This window comes from Paenarthrobacter sp. E2MeOHC11 (assembly GCF_058744955.1).
In genome coordinates this window covers 985,708-999,651 of sequence record NZ_CP196673.1, presented here as the reverse complement: position 1 = coordinate 999,651, position 13,944 = coordinate 985,708, and the positions used below count along the sequence as shown (strand labels likewise).

The following is a 13,944-nucleotide window of genomic DNA, read 5'->3' as shown; positions in this document are numbered from 1 at the left end:
GATTTCCCCTATGCCAACCTTCACTATCGGCGAGCAGGACTTCATGCTTGACGGTCAGCCCCACCGCATCCTTTCCGGCGCCCTGCATTACTTCCGCGTCCATCCGGATCAATGGGCGGACCGGATCCGGAAGGCCAGGCAAATGGGGCTCAACACCATTGAGACCTACATTCCGTGGAACACCCATGCTCCGTCCCCTGAAGTCTTCGACACCTCGGGGGGATTGGATCTGGGCCGATTCCTGGACCTGATCGCTGCGGAAGGAATGCACGCGATCGTTCGCCCTGGTCCGTACATCTGTGCGGAGTGGGACAACGGCGGGCTCCCTGCATGGTTGTTTGACCGCGGCGCTGCGGCCATTCGGGCCGATGATCCCGTGTATATGGCAGCCCTCACCGAGTACCTTGAACAGCTCGCCCCCATTCTTGTTCCCCGTCAGATCGACGCCGGCGGTCCCATCATCCTGATCCAGATTGAGAACGAGTACGGTGCCTACGGCGCTGACCGGTTCTACCTGGAAAAGCTCGTCAAGGTCAACCGGGAAATGGGGCTGACCGTGCCGTTCACCACGGTTGACCAGCCGCAGGATGACATGTTGGCCAACGGCAGCCTCCCGGAACTGCACAAGACGGGCTCGTTCGGCAGCCGCTCTGCGGAGCGCCTGGAAACACTTCGCCGCCATCAGCCCACCGGCCCCCTCATGTGTTCTGAATTCTGGGTGGGCTGGTTCGATCACTGGGGTGCGCACCACCACACCACCACCGTGGAGCAGTCCGCCACCGACCTGGAGGTGCTGCTGGAGCTTGGCGCGTCCGTGAATATCTACATGTTCCACGGCGGCACCAACTTTGGATTCACCAACGGTGCCAACGACAAGGGTGTTTACCAGCCGATCGTCACCAGCTACGACTACGACGCCCCTTTGGACGAAGCTGGAAACCCGACGGCGAAGTATTGGGCGTTCCGTGACGTTATTGGCAAGTACACAGACCTCGACGACGACGACGTGCCGGCACCTGCGCAACTCGGTTCCAGTTTTAGCGTCCCGCTGGCGCAGTCCCTCCCGCTGTGGGATTGCCTGGACCGGCTCGGGAAGTGGACCTCGCACGAGGGAATCCGCTCCCACGATGAGCTGGGCCACTACTCCGGCTTCACCCTCTACCGCAGGGAAATCGAAGTTTCCGGTCCCGCTGTACTGGAGTTCGACGAAGTACGTGACCGGGCCCAGGTATTCCTGGACAGGGTGCCGGTGGGAATCCTCTCCCGGGATCACCACGAAAGTTCCCTGGCGCTGCCCCATGACGCGGTTGGCACGCTGGAAATCCTGGTGGAGGACCAAGGACGCGTGAACTACGGTCCCCGTTTGGGGGAGTCCAAGGGCCTGATCGGAAATGCCCGGATCAACGGAGAAACTCTCTGGAACTGGGACATCCTTCCCTTGGAACTCGACGACGCAGTTCCGGTCTCAGCAGCGTTGGAGGAACAGCCCTCCCTTCCTGACGTACCAGTGTCCGGGCCGGTCTTTGTCCAGGGGACTTTTGACCTCCCCGGCGGCGGCGATACCTTCCTTTCCACCGTGGGTTGGACCAAGGGTGTGGTGTGGATCAACGGCTTCTGCCTGGGCCGGTACTGGTCCCGCGGACCGCAGGCCACGCTTTACGTTCCCGGCCCCCTCCTGCGAAAGCACGGCAACACCATCACCATGCTTGAACTCCAGGCGGCCTCCCACAGCACGGTTTCCTTCGTGGCCAGCCACGATCTTGGCCATACGGAGTTCTGACCATGACGCTGACTCAAGCAACAACGGCAGGAACTGCTGCTCCGACCGGCCGTCAGTTTCGGATTTCTGCGGAATCGGAGACAGATGGCCGCATGGTCGCGGCGGTGATCACGGAGGTCGGCGGCACCATCCGCAGCCTCACCGTGGACGGCGAGCCCCTGATCGAGGAGTTCCCCGAGTTCGGTCTCCCCAAACACTGCGAGGGCGAGATCCTCATTCCTTGGCCCAACAGGGTCCGGGATGGGCGATGGACGCATGACAGGAAAGACCTCCAACTGGCCATCAGCGAACCCGGGCGTGGCAACGCCATTCACGGCCTGGTCAGGTTACGTCCTCACACGATGGTTAGCCGGTCCGCCAGCGAGTTGACCCTTCACGTTCGGATCTACCCGAGCGACGGTTACCCGTTCGCTGTGGACGTGGAGACCACGTATTCGGTATCTCCGGAGGGGCTGGCGGTCACTCACGCTTTGACCAACAAGTCAGCCAAGCCCGCCCCTGTGGCCGTTGGATCCCATCCGTACATGCGGGTGGGCGCCACGCCCATGCAGGACGTTTCCTTGACCATCAACGCTGCCTCCTATGTGGTGGTGGATGAGCGTCTGAATCCCGTGGGTACGTCCCCTGTCTCCGGGACGCCCATGGATCTGTCCGCAGGGCCCAAGGTGGGCTGGCTGCACCTGGACACAGCATTCCTGGATCTCACTCCGGCGCCGGACGGAATGTACCGGCACCTCCTGGAGGCGCCCAACGGTGACGCCGTGGAGGTCTGGGGCGATGCCAACTACCAGTACGCGCAGGTGTACACCACCACGAGCTATCCAGCGGGAGGCCACCGGACCGCGGTAGCGGTGGAACCCATGACGGCGCTCCCCAACGCCTTCAACTCCGGAGCCGGCCTGCGCTGGCTTGAACCGGGGGAGGAATGGATCTCGACCTGGGGGATTTCACACCGGCTCGGCCCCGCACAGGGCAACCACCATAGAGGAGAGAACTGACCATGGCATGGCTAGTAACTGGAGGAGCCGGCTACATCGGCTCCCACGTAGCCCAAGCACTCATGGATGACGGCCACGACGTGGTGGTCATCGATGACCTGTCCAGCGGCAAGCGCGGATTTGTGCAGGAAGGCGCAGCCTTCGAACAGGGATCCCTGCTGGATACTGGTTTCCTTAAAGACGTCTTCGCACGCCACGACGTGGCCGGCGTGATCCACTTGGCGGGTTTCAAGTACGCCGGCGTATCGGTGGAATGGCCGCTTCACACCTATTTCCAGAACGTCACCGGTACGGGAAACCTGCTCGCCGCCATGGAAGCAGCCTCTGTACGGGCGATCGTTTTTTCCTCGAGCGCCGCCGTGTATGGGAACACTGACGTGGATCTCGTGACCGAATCGACGCCCACGAGGCCGGAATCTCCCTATGGCGAATCCAAGCTCATTGGTGAGTGGCTCATCGCAGACCAATCACGGGCAACCGGGCTTCGCCATACATCCCTCCGGTATTTCAACGTTGTTGGCTCCGGGATTCCGGACGTGGTGGATGTCAGTCCGCACAACCTGTTCCCCTTGGTCTTCCAAGCGCTGAAGGATGGCGCAACGCCGAAGATCTTTGGTACCGCCTATGCCACGCCGGACGGCAGCTGCGTCAGGGATTACGTCCACGTTGCCGACGTTGCCGCGGCCCACGTGGAAGCTGCCCGGAAACTCCAGGAGGGCGTTGATCTTGAACCCGTCTACAACCTTGGCAGCGGTACCGGGGTATCTGTCCGTCAGATCATGACCGAAATGGCCTCTGTGACGGAGATTCAGTTCGCTCCACAGATTTGCGCAGCCCGGCCCGGCGATCCTGCCCGGATCGTCGCTTCCGGCGAACTGGCACGCCGGGACATCGCCTGGGAACCAAGGCATACGCTCCGGGACATGATCTCCAGCGCCTGGGCGGCAGCCGGGAACCAGAAGTTATCCACCCACTAGCACTGCAACGCACTATCCCAAAGGAACATCATGATCGACGCCCCGGAACTGCTGGCTACCGTCACGGCTACCAGCAAGACCACCATGGAAATCAACCTCAACGCCGCCATCCAGGCTGCGGAGCAGCGTGCGCGCAATGAAGGCCGCTGCGGGATCCTGGTCACGCGGCTGGACTATGCGTCCTACACGGTGGAGCTCTCACCGGACGTGCCCTACGGCTACACCTATGAGAAGCATGACGCCTGAGGCGAAGGGATCGCGGGGCACGCCTCGCTCCGCCCGCCGGCGCTTCACTGTTCGAATCCGTTCAGCGGATTCGGCCAGGATCCTCTTGTCTTGCGTGCTGGTCGGCTTCAGCCTGGTGCTGGGGCTTACGCCGGGTTGGGCTTCGGAGATCAACGGCTCCGACATCAAGATCAGTGTTGACATTGCGCCGCGCACACAATGTAGCGGCCAGTGCCTTCCGAACGGACTCCCCGCGACGGGCCTCGACCCCGTAGGGGCCCTCGTGGCTGCCGGGCTCTGCGGCGGGACCGGGGTGCTCCTCCTGTTCGTCGGGCGGGGGCAAGCCGCTACGCGACGCCTTCCCACGGGCGGCTAGGCCAAGGACGCGACATCATGGATGCACGCCCCGCCAAAAGGTACAAAAACCCCTTGCTGGGTGCCAACATTCCGTGTAAGTTTACGTAAACATTCTTAAGAATCTTTGCACCTGGTTACCTGAATCACCTGCTTCGGTGCGCACAGCCGCGCATCGCCCAGCATGCCCACCCACCCTCGAGGCAACCGCTCACAGCGGGCGGGGGAGGGTGGAATTTCGCCCAACTGGACTCCGTATACGAGCACGGAGTCCGCCCTGGCGCTTCCCTTACCGACACCTCAGGATATGAATCTCCCCCCGCATTGCAATGAAGGAGCAAGACGATGAGCAAAACAAGCTTGTTCGTAAGAATCTCAGCAGTTGCCGCTGGCACTGCCGTACTGGCCGGCGTGGCCGGAGCCGCACTGGCTGAAGAAAACCATGGCGACCAGGACGTCGACGTGAACGTGGCGATTGCGCAGATCGATGAGCCCGGAATTCTGGCCATGAGCGTGGCAGGAACCACGGCCACCCTGACCGAGGCCGGCTCGTCTCCCACCGTCCGCCAGTTCACGGGTTCGCTGCCCACGGTAACGGTGACTGATACGCGACTCCCGGACCAGATCCCGGCCGGTGCCGGCTGGTACGTCATTGGTACATCCACCGACTTCACGGGAACCACGGGCCAGCCGGCGATCGGGGCTGGACATTTGGGGTGGTCCCCTTCGCTGATTGACGGTGGTGAATCGGGGCAGGTTGCCGAGGGCGACGTTGTGGAAACGGTCATGGACTCGGGTGCGGACGCGGTGGGCCTGGTGGACCAGGAATTGCTGGCCCTGGCCCTGGACTCAGCAGCGATCGCGCCTGAAGGGCAGTGGACCGCAACGGCCGGATTGTTCCTCCGTACGCCGGCTACCGTCGCGCCCGGCGACTACACCGCGAACCTGACGTTGTCGTTGTTCGAGTAGGCCCATTGGTGGTCCGGCTCCTGGGGGAGCCGGACTATTTTTGTGTCCAGTATGAAAAAGTTGCAGAGAAATGTCCTGACTGCCGAATACAAGGAGCGCCCATTGATTCCCGAAATAGCTGGACTTCCTTCCCTTGGGTGGACGTCATCGCCCAGCCACGCGAGCTACGACGACGCCGAGGGAACACTCACGCTCACGGCAGCGCCCGGCGTCGATTGGTCCAACGACTCGCTCGGGGGCGAACAGCAGCACCGGGCCTCGGCCCTGGCTTTCACGGCTCCAGCGTCGTTCTCGTTGTCGGCCAGGGTCATGGTGGCCTCGCCACGCACAACGTTCGACGCCGGTGTGCTGGCTTTGTGGACGGACAGCGACCACTGGGCCAAACTCTGCTTCGAGTACTCTCCGCAAGGGGAGGCCATGGTGGTCAGCGTGGTGACCAATACCTACTCTGATGACTCGAACGGTCCGGTGGTGACCGCACCGTGGGTCTACCTGCGGGTCAGCCGGGTGGGTCCCGCTTGGGCGTTCCATTCGTCAACCGACGGGCGGGACTGGTCCTTTGTCCGTCTGTTCCGGCTGAATACCGACAAACCTGTCCGCGTTGGGTTCATGTCGCAGGCGCCCATGGGGGATAGCTGCGAGGCGCGGTTCGACAGCATCAAGTTCATAGAGACAGCGCCGGAGAACCTCCGCGACGGCAGCTAGCCCCCGGCCGCGCTGCCCGTTCTCCGACGCAGACTGGCTGCCTCAGGGAATCGCAGGCACGGCGGTCGCCGTCGCGACCGGTGCGGGAGTAGGCAGGATGGCCGGTGCCGGTGCCGGTGCCGGCGCCGGTGTGGTGGGCGGCGTGACGGGTTCGACAGGTGCCGGCGCGGTGGTTGGCGGAGCCGTTGGCGTTACCGGCGGTGCCGGCGCGGTGGGCGGCGTGACGGGTTCGACAGGTGCCGGTGCGGTGGTTGGCGGTGCTGTTGGCGTCACCGGCGGTACCGGTGCGGTGGTTGTCGGAGTCGTTGGTTCCGTGGTTGGCGGCGTTGTTGGCGCTACAGGCGCGGTGGTTGTCGGATTCGTTGGTTCCGTGGTTGGCGGAGCTGTTGGCACACCCGGCGTTGCCGGCGGTGACGTCGGACTAGACGCAGGCGGTGTGGTTGCCGGTGTGGGGGCGGCTGTCGGTGACGGGGGAGTGGTTGGCGGCGCGAACGGTATCGGCGGGTCTGTGGCCGGCGGTGTGGATGCCGGTGCCGGCGGTGGAGTAGCGGGACCGGCGGCAGGTGTCTCTTGGTTCCCAAGCGCGGTGGTGGGCGACCATTGCGGCACGTTCCATGCCGGCGTCGTACCTGTCTGCTGCGCGAAGCTGGTCAGCCGCAGCGCATTGACATGCGCCTCAAATGCCAGGGGTACCAGGCTCCACGCTGACGGATCGGCCAGTGTGCCGTTCACGATGGTTTCAAAATGAAGATGGCACCCGGTGGACGCGCCGGTTGAGCCAACAAGTCCTACGACGTCGGCAGCCAGGACCGTTTCTCCCTTGCGCACTGCGACGGACTGCAGGTGGTTATAGGTGGTGACCAGGCCGCTGCCGTGGTCTATTTCCACCCGGTTCCCTCCGCCCCAAGGATGCCAGCCGACCTCGCGCACGGTTCCCTCGTCAGCGGAATGCACCGGCGTGCCACAGGCTGCGGCGTAGTCCTGTCCCGTATGGAATTCTCCGGCGGAACCCGTCATGGGGTTGGTGCGCTGCCCGAAGGGCGAACTCGGATGGAGGTTCACCAGCGGAGACATCAAGGTCCCTGGGCCAGGCCGGGCCGGTCGGCGGGACGTGTCACCAGCGGTTGCGCCCCATGAGCCGCCGCTGAAGGAACAGGTGCCGGGTGCTGACAGGCTTTGGGAGCCCAGGAAGCCCGCGATCTCCTCGGCCAACTGCCGGTATTTGGTGTAGTGGTCAGGATCTTGGTTCCGCTGCACGCGGTGGATGGCAATGCTGGAAGGCAGAGCCTGCCAGTCTTTGACGTCTTTCAAGGCCAGGAAGAAGCTGGTTGCGCTGACAAAGGGATCCATGCGATCGGCGGAGGAGCCCCAGGCCCCATTGGCGCGCTGCTGGAACAGGCCCCGCGAGTCCGGCCCTGCGGCGTCACCGTAGTCCTTGCTCTCCAGGGACGATTCGCCAAGTGCGGCCTGAATGCCGAGGATCCGGGCATCGGCGGGCAGGGCCAACTCTTCCGCCGCCGCCGCAATGGCGGAGGCGTTCCGGAGTTGGACGTCTGAAGCGGGGCCGCCCGCTGGGAGCGCTCCGCGCCCGGTGTTCGTTTGCCCGCACAGCAGCGCCCCTAAGCCATCCGAAGGTGCGAAGGTGGGTGGCGTCGTCGTAGAGGCGCTTGAGGCCTGAAATGCGGGCCCGTTCGCGGAACCCCTGGATCCTGCTGGGCTCCCTGCTGCCGCCGGAGCGGGTTCAACGGTGTGTGCCTGGGCTTGCTCTGCGGAGGGGTGGAGAGTCTGAACAGCACCCGAAGGGAAGCTGCCGATCACGGTTGCGGCAGTGAGTACTGCCAGGGGCAGCGGGATCCGATGGCGGGTCCGGGTGGCGGGCGGAACGTGGAGCGGGGTTACGCGGTGGTGGCCGTCAGAATGGCCGGTATTCACGGCGCTCACCGTTAGGGGCGGGGTCTAGCCCGGCCAAGGAGTTGGAGGTCGACGACATTGTCTTGATCCGATCCGGGTATGTTTACGTGAACATGATGTCAACGTAAACATACCGCCGACCGGTGGAGTGGTCAAGACTTGTGCTGCTGGTGGACTGACAATTCCAGATCGATAAATGCCGCAATCATGGCCCGGTACATTCGCTCGACCACATCCGGCGCAGCCCCGGACTCCTCAGCGATTGAGCGTACCTTTGCAATGACCTTCTCGACTCGGTCAGGCGCCTGGACGGCAGCCCGATCCGCCTTGAGCTTGCCGGCCTCCTCCACCCAATGTTGCCGCCGGGAAACAAGCCCCACGATCTCCCGATCCAATTCATCGATCTCCGCGCGAATACTCTCGATGTCCAGGCTCGTCATCCCACCAACCCTACCCATGCCCTGTGGAAATCCGGATGCTTAGGTAAGCCAAACAAGGTAAGTTGGCATGGTGATTCCCTCCGTAAAACCTGCCATTGACCGCGCCCCCGGAGTCTCAAAGGAGATCGAGGACGCGGCCTGGTATGTGCTCGGTCCGGCGCTGCAGGGGAGACCTTCGGCGCTGGACGGCGCGACGTTGACGTGGACCGCGGATGCCGCAGGAGAGTTGCTCGAAAGGCTTGAGCGCGGGGTTGAGGACTCCAAAGCGCCCATGATGACCAACCTTCGGCAGAACCTGGACGGCGCGTCCAGGGAAGCCAAGCTGCTTGCCGTGGAATTGCTGTTCCTGCAGTCGCTGCCGCTCGCCCATGAGGTCAAGTCACTCAGGGTGAAGCGCGCCCGCGTCGCCGAAGCCGCGTCCTGGGTTGAGCCTGCCATCGCCTTGCCGGATGAGCTCTACGAGGGCATGACGGACCATGGAGTCATCCGAGACCGCACTGCCGAATTCAACTGGACCATCTGGGACCACTTGAAGTGGCTGTGCCGGTTTGTGGCCCACGTCGACAGCCAAAACACCGACGCCATCAACCAGTCGCTCGCGGACCCCTTGGCATTCCATGAGCTCGCGGCAGCAACGCCGGAGGACCAACCCGCCCTGCGCCGCAGCATCGAGTACCTGGTGTGGCCCAGCTACTTCGAACCCGTGGTGGCGGACGTGGAACGCCAGGAAATCCGGGACGCCTTTGCTTCGCTTGTGGGCGGTGCCAAAGGTGACTCGGACGAGGACATCACCGCGGACATCCACCGCATTCGCCTGCACCTGGACGAGCAAGCAGGGCAACGCATCGACTGGTACGCCCGCCAACTGGTGAGCCAGTGGCGCAAGGTGGGAGACCCGGGTCGTCGTTCCTGGCTTCTGCGCACCCATCACGACAATGCGGACCTCCTGGCGGCCTGGGTAGCCGAAGAAAAGGCCACCTTGGACGTGGAGCACCTGCGTACGCTCACCGCGGGGGTTACGGCAGGCGTGGTCCAGCATGCAGTGGACGAGGATTACAAGCACCTTGGCTATGTGGAACGGGAGGACACCAAGACTGCCGTCTTCGCCTTCCTCACTGTCATGAAGCCCGGCGACCTCACGCTCTACCAGCACGCCGGACGGGTACGGGTTGGAGTGGTCCTCGGCGAGCCCGAACACCACGAAGACAACCGCCGGATCCGCCGCAAGGTCCGCTGGTTCGATGACAGCTATGCCATCCCCGAGCTTCCCCGCCACGCCCAGCGGCAGCTGTCCACCCCCGGCATCCTGGTGGATGTCACCAGGGTCATCCAGGCACTGCAGGAACTTCTCCCGGTAGAAGCTGAAACCGACGGCGAGGACGAAGCCCCGCCCACCGCCGTCGTCGAGGTTGTCCAGCAAGGCTTCCGGCCCCTGACCGACCAGTTCGCAGCGTCCCTTCACATGGACCTCGAGCCGCTCAAGGAGATCGCGGAACTACTGGAGGAGAACCGGCAGCTGGTTCTTTATGGTCCTCCGGGCACCGGCAAGACCTACCTTGCCAAGCACCTCGCCGCCGAACTGGCGGGCGATCACACCGACGAACGCGTGAAGCTGGTGCAGTTCCACCCGTCCTATGCCTACGAGGACTTCTTTGAGGGCTACCGGCCGGACAAGACCGACGACGGCCAGGTGTCCTTCAAGCTCGTCGCCGGGCCGTTGCGCCGGCTCGCCGAGGAAGCCGCCAAACCGGAAAACGCGCACAAACCGTACTTCCTCATCATCGATGAAATGAACCGCGCCAACCTGGCCAAGGTGTTCGGCGAGCTCTACTTCCTGCTGGAGTACCGGGACGACCGGATCTACCTGCAGTACAGCCCCAACGAGCCCTTCAGCCTGCCTGACAACCTTTACATCATCGGCACCATGAACACGGCGGACCGCTCCATCGCCATGATGGACGCCGCCATCCGGCGCCGTTTCGCGTTCATCGAACTGCACCCCAATGTCGAACCGGTCAAGGGATCGCTGCGGCGGTTCCTGGAAGCGCGGGGACTGGACACTCTCAACGCGGACCTCCTGGACGCGCTCAACGCCGCGATCGATGACTGGGACCGGGACCTGATGATCGGGCCGTCGTACTTCATGAAGAACGCCGCCCAGAATCCGACGGGCCTGCGCCGGATCTGGAAGTACGAGCTCATGCCGTTGCTGGAGGAGCACTACCACGGGCAGCTGAACCGGGCACAGCTGGAGGAGCGCTTCGGCCTGGACCAGTTACTGGGACGTCTTGCAGCCCGCTAACGCCATCCCACCCAGGCCGGGCCGGGCACCAGCCAGTGCTGGTCGGGCCCCTGCCAGTGCTGGCCGGGCCGCGGCGCCCCGGCACATCGTGATGGACGAGCTCTCCGGTGGTGTGGTGGACAAGCTCGATCCCGAATCAGCGGCGTTCATCAACGCCAGCGGACTGGCCAAAGCATCCCCCATGGGCATGGGCCTTTTCAGGATCGAGCCCGTGGGCAAGGTGGGCTCCGTCCGCACCCCCACAGTTCAACTGGAAGTCCGGCCCAAGGACCGCCTTGGCCTAAGCCGCCTGCTGTTCCTTCTGGGCTACGCCGGGGAACAGGGTTTCCGCGACCATGCGGTGGAGGCCGTGGAGCATCCGGACCTGTGGAGCGCCTTGGCCGAGTCGCTGGCGCAGTTGGCGGACCGGGCCCTCAGCCGCGGCGTCCTGCAGGGCTACCTGACGGTGGAGGAATCGCTGCGGACCGTCAAAGGCCGGATCCGGATTTCGGACCAGATCTCCCGCCGCCCCGGCATGATGGTGCCGCTGGAGGTGTCCTACGACGAATTCACGGAGGATATCGCCGAGAACCGTATTCTCCGTGCCGCGTTGGAGCGGATGGGAAAGGTGCCGGGGGTACGGCCCGACGTCCTGAGCCGTATCAGGCAGCTCAAGGGAAAGCTCGACGCCGTCACGCGGCTTCAGTCCGGAGCACCGCTGCCGCCGTGGCGGGCCAGCCGGATGAACCTCCGGTACCACCCTGTGCTGAGGCTGTCCGAAGTGATCCTGCGCAATGCCTCCGCCGAGGCGGGCGAGGGCAAGCAACAAACGGCGTCCTTCGTGGTGGATATGGCCCAGGTGTTCGAGGAGTTCGTGGGGACCGCGCTGCGCGGAGCCATGAGCGCCCATCCCGGGGAGATGCGACTCCAATACGGGGCGCTCCTGAACGAGGCAGTCAATGACTCAGATCGCCTGACGGTCCGCCCCGACGCCGTGCACTTACTTGGCGGCCGCCCCGTGGTGGTCTACGACTCCAAATACAAAGCAGCCTCCGACGCCGGGGCCTCGCTCAGTGCCGACCATTATCAGTTGCTGGCGTACTGCACCGCGCTCCGGGTCCCCACAGCGTGGCTTGTGTACGCCGGTGCCGGGGAAGTGAAGCTGCGGCGAATCCTCAACACGGACATCGATATCGTGGAGTACCCGCTGGACCTGTCGCTGCCGCCGTCGGAGATTCTTGCGGCGGTGGCGGACCTCGCTGAGCAATCGTGGGGTGAAGTAGTGCGCCAGGCTGTGGCGGGCCGGTCGGCGTCGGACTAGCCTGAGACTTAAACCGTTGGGCGACAAGGAGGCATCATGGCCGGCAAGAAATCGTGGCGCGACATGAGTAAAGGGCAACGCATTTCAGTCGTGGTCAGCGGAGTGCTGAACCTGGCTCTGCTGGTGGCCGCGCAGCGCAGCATCGCCAAGACCCCGGACTCGAACATCAGGGGCAGGAAGGCCGTCTGGCGCGCAGTATCCTTCATCAACTTCTTCGGCCCGGTCAGCTATTTCCTGTTCGGCCGCCGTCGGGATGCAGCAGGGTTGAACAGCTAAGTTCAGGCGGGCATTTTCACCGTAAAGGTGGTGCCCCGTCCCGGTTCGCTGGTCAGGGTGATGGTGCCGCCGTGGGCTTCAACGATTGCCTTGCTGATGGGCAGCCCAAGGCCGACGCCTGGGATGGTGCTGTTACGGACGCCGCCGGCCCGGAAGAACTTGGTGAACGCCTCGGCCTGCTCCTCCTCATTCATGCCCATCCCAGTGTCGGTGACCCGGCAGAACACATGGTCCTCGTCCTCCCAGGCCGCTACTTCCACGTCGCCGCCGTCGGGGGAGTACTTGATCGCATTGGATACCAGGTTGTCCAGAACCTGGGCGATGCGGGAGGAATCAACGTGTGCTTCCAAGGCGTCGGGGAGGTCCATGGAAAGCCGAATGCCGGCTTTGGCAGCCCGGGGTTCGGCGGAGGTTACGCTGCCTCGCACCAGTTCTGCCACGTCCACTGCGTGGGGCTGGATGACAATCTGGCCGGATCTGACGGCCAGGAGGTCGGAGACGAGGGTGAGGAGTCGTTCGGCGTTGCGCCGGACAATGTCGAGCTGTTTGCGGGACCGTGCATCCAGTACGTCGGGATCATCCAGGATCAGTTCCACGTAGCCCAGGATGGAGGTCAGCGGAGTCCGGAACTCGTGGGACACGTTGGCCACAAAGTCGTCCTTGGCAGCAAGCGCGTTCACCAGGTCCGTCACGTCGCTGAAGACCACCACGGAACCGGCGAACTTCCCGTCGTCGTCCACCATGGGACGCGCGCTGGCCGTGAAGGCACGCTGGTCCTTGCCTGAGCCGAGCCACACCAGCTGGTCAGTAAAGCGTTCACCGAGCACCGCGCGCCGCACGGGGCGGCGGTCCGGGTCCAACGGTGTGGTCCTGTCAGTATCGAAGACCAGCAGCTGGGATTCGTTGGGGTCGGCGTTGTCCGGGGGAGTGGCCAGCGTATGGGTTTGGCGCTGGCGCCGGTTCATCAGGACGTCGTGCCCATCGCCGTCGACAGCCACCACACCCAGTGGCAGGGCCTCCATGACCGTGTTCAGCAGCCGTTCCTGTTTGGTGCTGACCTCAAGTGCCTCTTTCAGGGCCGCGTCTTTCAACTCCAATGCGCGTTGCTGGCGGACCATGCTGAGTGTCAGGACACTGACGGACACGCCGATGCCGAGCATGAGTATGGGGAACAGGAGCGGCTTGGTGAGGTCCTGTTCCGTGAAAGTGCCACGGATGAACAGTGGAGCCCAGACAATTCCCAAGGGCCCAACAAAGGACATGGTGATGGCCAGCTTGGGGTACAAACCGGAAGCGCACAACCAAATGACGGGTAAGACCACCAGAACGCTGAGCCCTGTTATCGACTCAAGGGCCCCTTCCCTGGCAAATCCGATCGAGACCATGTCCAGGATGGGGATAGCGAGGAAGGTGGCGAAGGGCAGCCGGTGCCACGGCACCACCACGCACAGGGCCAGCAGGAATGCCTGGCTGAGCAGGAATATCAGGAAGAGGGGGTTTTCCAGCGTGGCCGGGAAAAACAGCCACACCAGGATGGCCGAAATACAAACACAAACCGATAGGGGCAGCTGGCTGAGGACTACACGCATCCGCAGGGTATGTTCGTGGAAGGAGCGTTGAAAAATCAAGAGTTTCTTCTTTTCACCAATATCCCAAGTCGAAGGGTGGGTCATGGCACATCCACCACGGATGCAGAAGAAAGTCGGT

The 13,944-nt window shown here is 63.6% G+C and carries 13 protein-coding genes; 10 read left to right on the top strand and 3 right to left on the bottom strand.

Annotated features, from left to right (window positions below):
* Positions 1–10 precede the first annotated feature (10 nt).
* The 7 genes from ACSSVG_RS04605 to ACSSVG_RS04575 all read left to right on the top strand — a co-directional run bounded on the left by ACSSVG_RS04605 (position 11) and on the right by ACSSVG_RS04575 (position 6,008).
* Positions 11–1,780 (top strand): glycoside hydrolase family 35 protein, encoded by a 1,770-nt coding sequence (locus ACSSVG_RS04605; RefSeq protein WP_231343018.1) that lies wholly within the window; start codon positions 11–13, stop codon positions 1,778–1,780.
* Between the two features lie 2 nt (positions 1,781–1,782).
* Complete coding sequence (locus ACSSVG_RS04600; protein WP_231343017.1) at positions 1,783–2,778, top strand: aldose 1-epimerase family protein; 996 nt, start codon at positions 1,783–1,785, stop codon at positions 2,776–2,778.
* Between the two features lie 2 nt (positions 2,779–2,780).
* Complete coding sequence (galE, locus tag ACSSVG_RS04595) at positions 2,781–3,755, top strand: UDP-glucose 4-epimerase GalE (RefSeq protein ID WP_492417576.1); 975 nt, start codon at positions 2,781–2,783, stop codon at positions 3,753–3,755.
* A gap of 30 nt (positions 3,756–3,785) precedes the next feature.
* Positions 3,786–4,001 (top strand): hypothetical protein, encoded by a 216-nt coding sequence (locus tag ACSSVG_RS04590; RefSeq protein WP_089593971.1) that lies wholly within the window; start codon positions 3,786–3,788, stop codon positions 3,999–4,001.
* Positions 3,991–4,356, top strand: coding sequence for a hypothetical protein (locus ACSSVG_RS04585; RefSeq protein ID WP_231343014.1), 366 nt, complete (start codon positions 3,991–3,993; stop codon positions 4,354–4,356). Before ACSSVG_RS04590 ends, ACSSVG_RS04585 begins: the two co-directional genes overlap by 11 nt.
* A 323-nt stretch (positions 4,357–4,679) precedes the next feature.
* Positions 4,680–5,303 (top strand): hypothetical protein, encoded by a 624-nt coding sequence (locus ACSSVG_RS04580; RefSeq protein WP_231343013.1) that lies wholly within the window; start codon positions 4,680–4,682, stop codon positions 5,301–5,303.
* A 102-nt stretch (positions 5,304–5,405) separates the two neighbouring features.
* Positions 5,406–6,008, top strand: coding sequence for a DUF1349 domain-containing protein (locus tag ACSSVG_RS04575; protein WP_492417574.1), 603 nt, complete (start codon positions 5,406–5,408; stop codon positions 6,006–6,008).
* 42 nt (positions 6,009–6,050) lie between these two features.
* Here ACSSVG_RS04575 and ACSSVG_RS04570 read toward each other — a convergent pair whose 3' ends face one another.
* Both ACSSVG_RS04570 and ACSSVG_RS04565 read right to left on the bottom strand, forming a co-directional pair.
* Entirely contained in the window at positions 6,051–7,940 is a 1,890-nt protein-coding gene (locus ACSSVG_RS04570; protein WP_492417572.1) for a M23 family metallopeptidase, read from the bottom strand.
* 131 nt (positions 7,941–8,071) lie between these two features.
* Positions 8,072–8,359, bottom strand: coding sequence for a chorismate mutase (locus tag ACSSVG_RS04565; RefSeq protein ID WP_253466802.1), 288 nt, complete (start codon positions 8,357–8,359; stop codon positions 8,072–8,074).
* 67 nt (positions 8,360–8,426) lie between these two features.
* Between ACSSVG_RS04565 and ACSSVG_RS04560 the strand changes: the two genes are divergently transcribed.
* From ACSSVG_RS04560 to ACSSVG_RS04550, 3 genes are all read left to right on the top strand, one after another.
* The gene (locus tag ACSSVG_RS04560) at positions 8,427–10,661 is read left to right on the top strand and encodes an McrB family protein (RefSeq protein WP_231343008.1); all 2,235 of its coding nucleotides are present in this window, start codon (positions 8,427–8,429) and stop codon (positions 10,659–10,661) included.
* A gap of 91 nt (positions 10,662–10,752) precedes the next feature.
* Positions 10,753–11,961, top strand: a complete 1,209-nt coding sequence (locus ACSSVG_RS04555; RefSeq protein WP_492417569.1) for an McrC family protein — start codon at positions 10,753–10,755, stop codon at positions 11,959–11,961.
* Positions 11,962–11,997: 36 nt separating this feature from the next.
* Positions 11,998–12,237, top strand: a complete 240-nt coding sequence (locus tag ACSSVG_RS04550; RefSeq protein WP_492417567.1) for a PLDc N-terminal domain-containing protein — start codon at positions 11,998–12,000, stop codon at positions 12,235–12,237.
* A 2-nt stretch (positions 12,238–12,239) separates the two neighbouring features.
* Here the strand turns inward: ACSSVG_RS04550 and ACSSVG_RS04545 are convergent, their stop codons facing one another.
* A complete protein-coding gene (locus tag ACSSVG_RS04545; RefSeq protein ID WP_492417566.1) occupies positions 12,240–13,910 on the bottom strand; it encodes a sensor histidine kinase in 1,671 nt (556 codons plus the stop codon).
* Positions 13,911–13,944: the final 34 nt, after the last annotated feature.